We start from the raw sequence: 6,828 nt of genomic DNA on the forward strand, positions 1-6,828 counted from the left end.
TGGTATCACCTGCTAAACGCTTTTTACCAGCTTCTAAAAACTCTTTGTTCCATTTGTAAAACTGAGATTCATTAATGGAATACTTTCTACACAATTCTGCAACTGACATTTCTGCTCGTAAAGCTTCCATGACAATTTGGATTTTCTGTTCGGAACTAAAGATTCTTCGTGTATTTCTACGAATCTCCTTGATGAAATTCTCTGCTGTTTTTTTATTAGATGTTTTCATACTATTTCAAAGTTAATAATTTTTGAAAACACTCTCTTAGTTTTTGTCTAAATCAGTCCACTTTTTGCTGACGATTTACATATTTAGCTATAAATGATTCAATTTTTGATTTATTTTTAACCTAAACCCGCATTCTGATTTACTTCTTCAATTAACTGAATTACTTGAACTAACTTATCTTCTTCTGGGAAAATGCCAATTATACCATTATCATCTTGGTCGTTGAATGGCGATTGGGTTAGCATGGTTTTATCTAGAACACCATTCTTATTAAGATAGTCGATAATTTTTTGAATGAAGGTTATTTGATTGGCATTAAGATTGGCTTGTTGAATAAATGAAGTGAAATGTTTTTGTGCCGCTTCAATGTCTAAACCAATTATTCTTCTTACAAATTTACCCAATGGTTGTTCTTCGTATTCGGTAAATAAACGGTCTTTACTTTCTGCTTCTTGCATTAAAAATTCTTCTAAAACGGCTAATTCAGATGGCGTAACCGGAATATTCTTATACAACTTGTCAATCACCAAATGGTTTTTGTTTTTTCTGATGAATGATTCTACACGGTCTTTGTAACTCTGTAGTTTTGTATATCCAATTAAAATATCTTTTTCTTGCACTTCACCATGAGGCAATTCGTCTGTAAAATCAGAATAGATTGGTTTTTCTTTGTTTTCGTCTTTTAAAAACTGAATTAAGTTTCGTAATTCTTTTCTGGTTTTTTCTAACTGTAGCAATGAAATATTTTGCCAAAAATCATCTGAAATTATGGCATTGATAGTGGATAGTTTATTTGCTACCGCAGGAATATTTCTTTTAGTAAACAATAAATTTCCAATATTATTTATATTTTCAATATAGCGTACTTGTTTTTTGCTTTGTTGTAAAATGGCTAATTCTAATTGGTAAATAATTAAATCAAAACGTTTAGCCAATTCGTCAGTATCTTCAGTATAGGCAACCAAATGGGAAAGATTTTGTTGTATGTCTAATATATTGCTTTGCGAAATTGCTTCCCAACTGGATTTGGTTTTGTATTTATTTACATAACGCAAATGTTTTCTAACTTCAAAACGATTGGTATCTAACTGATAGATTTTTTCAAACAGATTTTCTTTATATAATTTTGCTACCTCATCCTCTTGATCTGAAGCGTCTGGATTGTTTTGAATACTTACTACAATATCTAATTGTGCTTCAAATAATTGTTGGTGTAATGGTTTTGCAACCGTTGGAGTATACCCATCAGGAAAGTCTTCAAAAAATTCAAAATTGCCACAAATATCAAATATTAGGAAAAACTCTTTGTCTTTACCTGGACCAAAAACATTAGGACACAAACGCGTTCCTCTACCTATCATTTGCCAATATTTAGCATAGGATTTTACTTCTTTGAAAAACACTAAGTTCAATACTCTTGGTGCATCAACACCTGTATCCATCATGTCAACAGATACAGCAATTTGCGGTTCTTTTTCTTCTCCTTTATCAAAACAAAAACGCTCTAACAAATCTTGCGCTTTGTCTTCATAATTATCGATAACACGCAGGAACGTTCCGCCATATTCCGGATAATTTTTATTGAATCGTTCTTCTATAAAAATGGCATGTTGGTGGTTTTTTGCAAAAATTATGGTTTTCCCTAGTTTGTCTCCACTTTTAATTTTTTGACCATTTGTCATTAAATAATCCAACACTTTATCCACCGTATCTTCATTGAATAAAAATGAGTTGACTTTGCTTCTTGAAATTTCAGGGATTCCTGTTTCATCATCATCTCCTTTTATACCGAATAATTCTTCGAAACGCAATTTATCTCTTTCACTTAATTCGGAATATTTCACTCCTTTACGAGGAAATTTCAACGGGATTTTAAATGCTTTTGGTGGGACCAAATATTTTGCTTCTACAGCTTGGTTTAGCTCATACGCAAATGTTGGATTATCATCTTCAATTTGAAATAAGTGATAGGTATTACGATCTAATTCTTTTTTAGGTGTAGCAGTTAATCCAATTAAAATGGCATCGAAATAATCAAAAATAGCTTGGTATTTTTGGTACACCGAACGGTGTGCTTCGTCAATAATTATAACATCAAAATGTCCAATACCATAAAAACGTTCGTCTTCTGTTTTTAAGTTGTCAATTTTGTTCATAATGGTTGGATAGGTTGAGAATACTAAACGTGTATTGTTATCTTCCTTTTCCTTTGTTAAATCTATGGCGCTAAGATGAGGTAAGTGCTCTTTGAATGCATTTTTTGCTTGAGTTACCAATGCGTTTCTATCTGCTAAAAATAATACTCTTTTTGCCCAATTGCATTTGGTAAACATCTCCACCATAGCTGCTGCAGTTCTTGTTTTACCACTACCTGTTGCCATGACTAATAAGGCTTTTCTGTTTCTGCCTTTTAGTTGATTATCTTTTGATATAACTAAAGCTTCCGCCACCCGTTTGATAGCTTCTAATTGATAAGCCCTACCCGCAACATTGGTATTTACATTGAAATTTCTAATATCTAAACGCTCAAAACGTCTTTTCATTAGTAATTGCAACTCTTCTTTCGTGTAGAAACCTTGTACTTGTCTTTCTGCATAAAAAGTATCTTCCCACAAATAGGTTTCATATCCATTGGTATAGAAGATAATAGGACGTTGCCCTGTTTTTTGTTCTAAGCAATCGGCATATAATGTGGCTTGGTGTTTTCCTTTTTTAGCATTGTGTAAGGTGCTTTTGGCTTCCACCACCGCTAATGGTTTACCGTTATCATCCCATAATACATAATCTACATAACCAATACCAGTTTTGTTTGTTGACATTGGCATACCCGTAACTTCATGCTCTATTTCAATCCCTGGTCTTAAATTATCCCAACCTGCTTCTTTTAGTAATAAGTCAATAAGTACTTTACGCGTTTCATGTTCTGAAGTTAATTCTGGAATTACCTCAATTTCTTTGTATGAATTTGCACGCTCTTCTTTTCTTTGTGCAATTAATTGAAGCTGTGCTTCTAATTCCTTTTTTAGCTTTTCATTTTCTTCCGCTAATAAAGTTTGTTTTTGAGCTAATTTATTAGCAGATTCTCTCTGTTTTTCAAATTGTTCTGTTAGCGCTTTTAATTCTTTTTTTGTTTTATCTTCTACATCTCCATAGGGAATTAAACGCTCATCAAATACTGGGATTTCTGGATTATCTTGACTGTAGTATTTACTTAGCCAAGATAAAAAACGAAACGTATTTTTCAACGCTTGTAAGGCTTCTAATGCTCTTATATTTTTACCATGCGCAGCGTTGTTACCATACAATCGGACCACATCTAGCTCTACTAGCATGCTTGGTTTTAGTATGGCTTTAAAAGAATCGTTATGTAATAAAGCTCCTAATTTGGTATCGTAAGGTAATTCTAAATCTTCATCGTTTTGATACAACCAAAAAATAGTTTTTTCCAAAGTACTTCTGCACAATAAAGCTGCATAACGCGGTGCTGTAAAGGTGTGTTTTTCAGCCTCTACAATTTCGTTGTAGATGGCAGGAAATTCTTTTTGAAGAAATAGAAAATTAGAATCCATTCTTTATAATTTGTACTAAAATAGTATTTTTATTACATTTTGCTAGGATTCCTTATAAAAGAAATTAATTATTCCTTTAATTTTTTTATTTGTTTGTCAAAATCACTTTCATACTCTTGATCTTGAATGATTCTAAATTTTTCAAATTCAGTTTCTGCTTTCAATTTCGCTTCTAGTCTACTTATTTTTCCTTTATCCGTTAAAATAGGATAATTTGAAAGTTCTAAAAAACGGTCCAAGAATGACGCCCATTGCTGCATGTTGAAAGCCAAACCTCTTTGTGCATTGTTTTCTGCTAAATCCAAATAAGCTGTAACGATTCTATTTAGTTCTGCAAGGTGTTGATGCTCCATATAGTTTTTAGCTACAATGCTATCACTTTTTAATATTTTACCGTCAGGAGCTGCCTTCCATGTTTTGAGTCCCATATACAGTTTGGTGGCGTCTGCTTCTGTATAAATTATTTCTGCGGCCGTTTTTCCGGTAATTGCCCAATGTAGTTTATTTTGCACTGCAGCAAAAAAGTTTTTAGTCTGTTCACTTGTTTTATCATAATCGGTACTTAACGCATACAAATCTGTGATTTTTTGATAAAAACGACGTTCACTAGCACGAATTTCTCTAATACGCTCCAATAGTTCATCAAAATAATCTTGTCCGAAGTGTTTGCCTTGTTTCAATCGTTCATCATCTAAGATAAACCCTTTCACAATGAACTCATTTAGGGTTTGTGTTGCCCATTTTCTAAAATCGGTAGCTTGTGTAGAATTTACTCTGTAGCCAACAGCTAAAATGACTTCTAGCCGATAAAATTTTGTATTGTAATTTTTCCCATCTGTAGCAGTTGTTTCCAAAATGGAAACAACTGTATTTTCTTCTAATTCATTAGTTTCAAAGATATTTTTTATATGTTTACTAATCGCAGGAACGTTTACGCCAAACAATTCTGCCATTGTTTTTTGAGTCAGCCAGAACGTGCCGTTTTGAAAACGAACAGACACTTCGACATTTTGCTCTACTGTACTGTATAAAAGTAAATTTGATGGTTTCATAATTTCAAAAGTAAGTAACAAATAAACGAAAATTATTGCAGCTCCTCAAACTTTGCTTTCATAGTAGGGTTGCCGTTTGTGAGTTTTTTTATGGTTAAATCTTCCGTTTTTTCATTGGCTAGACGAAGATTATTTTCTGAAGATAATAAAGCCGCTTTTGTTTTTTCTAATTCTTTTATCGTTTTATCAATACCGTCAATAGCGTCATTAAATTTACGACTGGCTAAATCATAGTTTCTGGCAAAACCTTCCTTAAACTTGTTCATTTTTTCTTCAAAGTTGGTAATGTCAATGTTTTGACTTCTTACTAGTGCTAATTCGGCTTTATATTGCATGGAATTCATTGCAGCATTGCGGAGCAACGTAATTATGGGAATAAAAAATTGCGGCCGTACCACATACATTTTTGGATACTTGTGTGCTACATCTACGATTCCTGTGTTGTAATAGTCACTTTCGGCTTCTAAAAGAGAAACCATTACGGCATATTCGCATTTTTTTTCATTACGGTCTTTGTCTAATTCTTTGAAAAAGTCTTCGTTTTTCTTTTTGGTTGCCGTTTCATCGTTTTCATTTTTCATTTCGAACATTATGGAAATTATTTCATTTCCTGCTTCGTCTGTTTCTTTGTAAATGAAATCGCCTTTACTCCCCAACTTTGAATCGTTGTCTTTTTCAAAATAGGCCTTTTGAAAAGCGGTTGACCGTAACTTGTTGAACTCGTTTTCGCAATGTTGTTCTAACGTTTCACCAATCATTTTAGTTGACAATTTTGCTTTCATGTCTTTTACACGTGCAATTTCTTCGTCTTTGTATTTGATGATGGCCTCTTTGCTTTGTAGCTCGACAGCAAATTGTTGCTTTAATGTGTTTTCTATATTTAGTTTTTCTAACTCTTTTGTCTTTACTTCATTCAACAAGGTATCGCGTTCTCTTTCAATTTTTTGAACTGCTTCTGTAATGGCTAATTTTTTAGCTACTTCGGTATTTTCTAATTGTGCTTTTATTTGTGTAATCTCGTTGCTTTTCTCCGCTTTTAATTGCGCTACTTCTGCTTCTTTTTGCGCTAACTTTTGCGCCAATTCTACAGCTGCTTCTGATTTTAGTCTTACTAATTCTGCCTCTTTCTTTGCTAATTGTTCTTGCAAAGCATTTTTAACAGTTGCTTCTGCTAACTTTACAGCACTTTCTTTTTCTTTATCGGCTAATTGTAAACGATTATGCAGTTCTTCTTCAAATTGATGGTCGCGAACTTGCTTTAAAATATCGGCATAACCGGCTTCGTCTATTTTAAAGGCTTTGTTGCAATGAGGGCATATAATTTCGTTCATGATCTGTATTTTTTTAGTTGTGAGTTTTTTTATGGTATTTTCCACCCCACCCTGCGGGCACCCCTCCAGAGGAGGGGAATTATAACTCCCCATTAAAAGCCTGTTGCAACAACCCTTGAAATAAGGTCTCACTTTTTTCTAATGCTTCTTGTGCTTGTTGTTTTTGAGCTTCTATTACCGCCACACGTACTGCGAATTGATTTTGGATGGTAACTAGAGGGTGTACGTCTTCAAACTAAATTGGACTTTTGCTAAGAGAGTATTTAGTTAATAATTCTGTACGTCTTCAAACTAAATTGGACTTTTGCTAAGAGAGTATTTAGTTAATAATTCAAAGATAAAAGATTTTTTTGATTTGTTGTTAATTTTGATTTTTGGTACTCATTTCTTCGGTTTAAAATTGTAATTTTCTTTAGTTTTTCTCTTTCTTTTAAAATCAATTCACCTCTCCCAAAATAGACATCTGCAGGAGTTAAGTTGTTTAATGATTCATGATAGCGTTCATTGTTATACCCATATACAAATTTTTCTAAAGCAGCTTCTAATTCTTCTGGAGCGAAGTAATTATCAAGTTTCACAACATTTTTCATGGTTCTGTGATAGCGTTCAATTTTTCCTTGTGTTTGCGGATGATTGGGTCTGCCATG

Annotated in this window: 5 protein-coding genes; all 5 read right to left on the bottom strand. The window is 33.1% G+C overall.

Features of this window, described 5'->3' with window-relative positions; all coding sequences use genetic code 11:
* The coding region (locus T1L09_RS00050) for a transposase (RefSeq protein WP_322548909.1) at window positions 1-229 on the bottom strand (229 nt) is incomplete at its 3' end.
* Window positions 230-345: 116 nt separating this feature from the next.
* Window positions 346-3,798: a DEAD/DEAH box helicase family protein gene (locus T1L09_RS00055; RefSeq protein ID WP_322548910.1), complete on the bottom strand. Its 3,453-nt coding sequence runs from the start codon at window positions 3,796-3,798 to the stop codon at window positions 346-348.
* Between the two features lie 68 nt (window positions 3,799-3,866).
* On the bottom strand, window positions 3,867-4,850 hold the full coding sequence (locus T1L09_RS00060) for a virulence RhuM family protein (protein WP_322548912.1): 984 nt from the start codon (window positions 4,848-4,850) through the stop codon (window positions 3,867-3,869).
* 32 nt (window positions 4,851-4,882) lie between these two features.
* Entirely contained in the window at window positions 4,883-6,181 is a 1,299-nt protein-coding gene (locus T1L09_RS00065; protein WP_322548913.1) for a DUF2130 domain-containing protein, read from the bottom strand.
* A gap of 323 nt (window positions 6,182-6,504) precedes the next feature.
* Window positions 6,505-6,828, bottom strand: a 324-nt coding sequence (locus tag T1L09_RS00070; protein ID WP_322548914.1) for an integrase core domain-containing protein, incomplete at its 5' end; no start/stop codon positions are given.

Source organism: Flavobacterium psychraquaticum, assembly GCF_034497725.1.
Taxonomy (GTDB): domain Bacteria; phylum Bacteroidota; class Bacteroidia; order Flavobacteriales; family Flavobacteriaceae; genus Flavobacterium; species Flavobacterium psychraquaticum.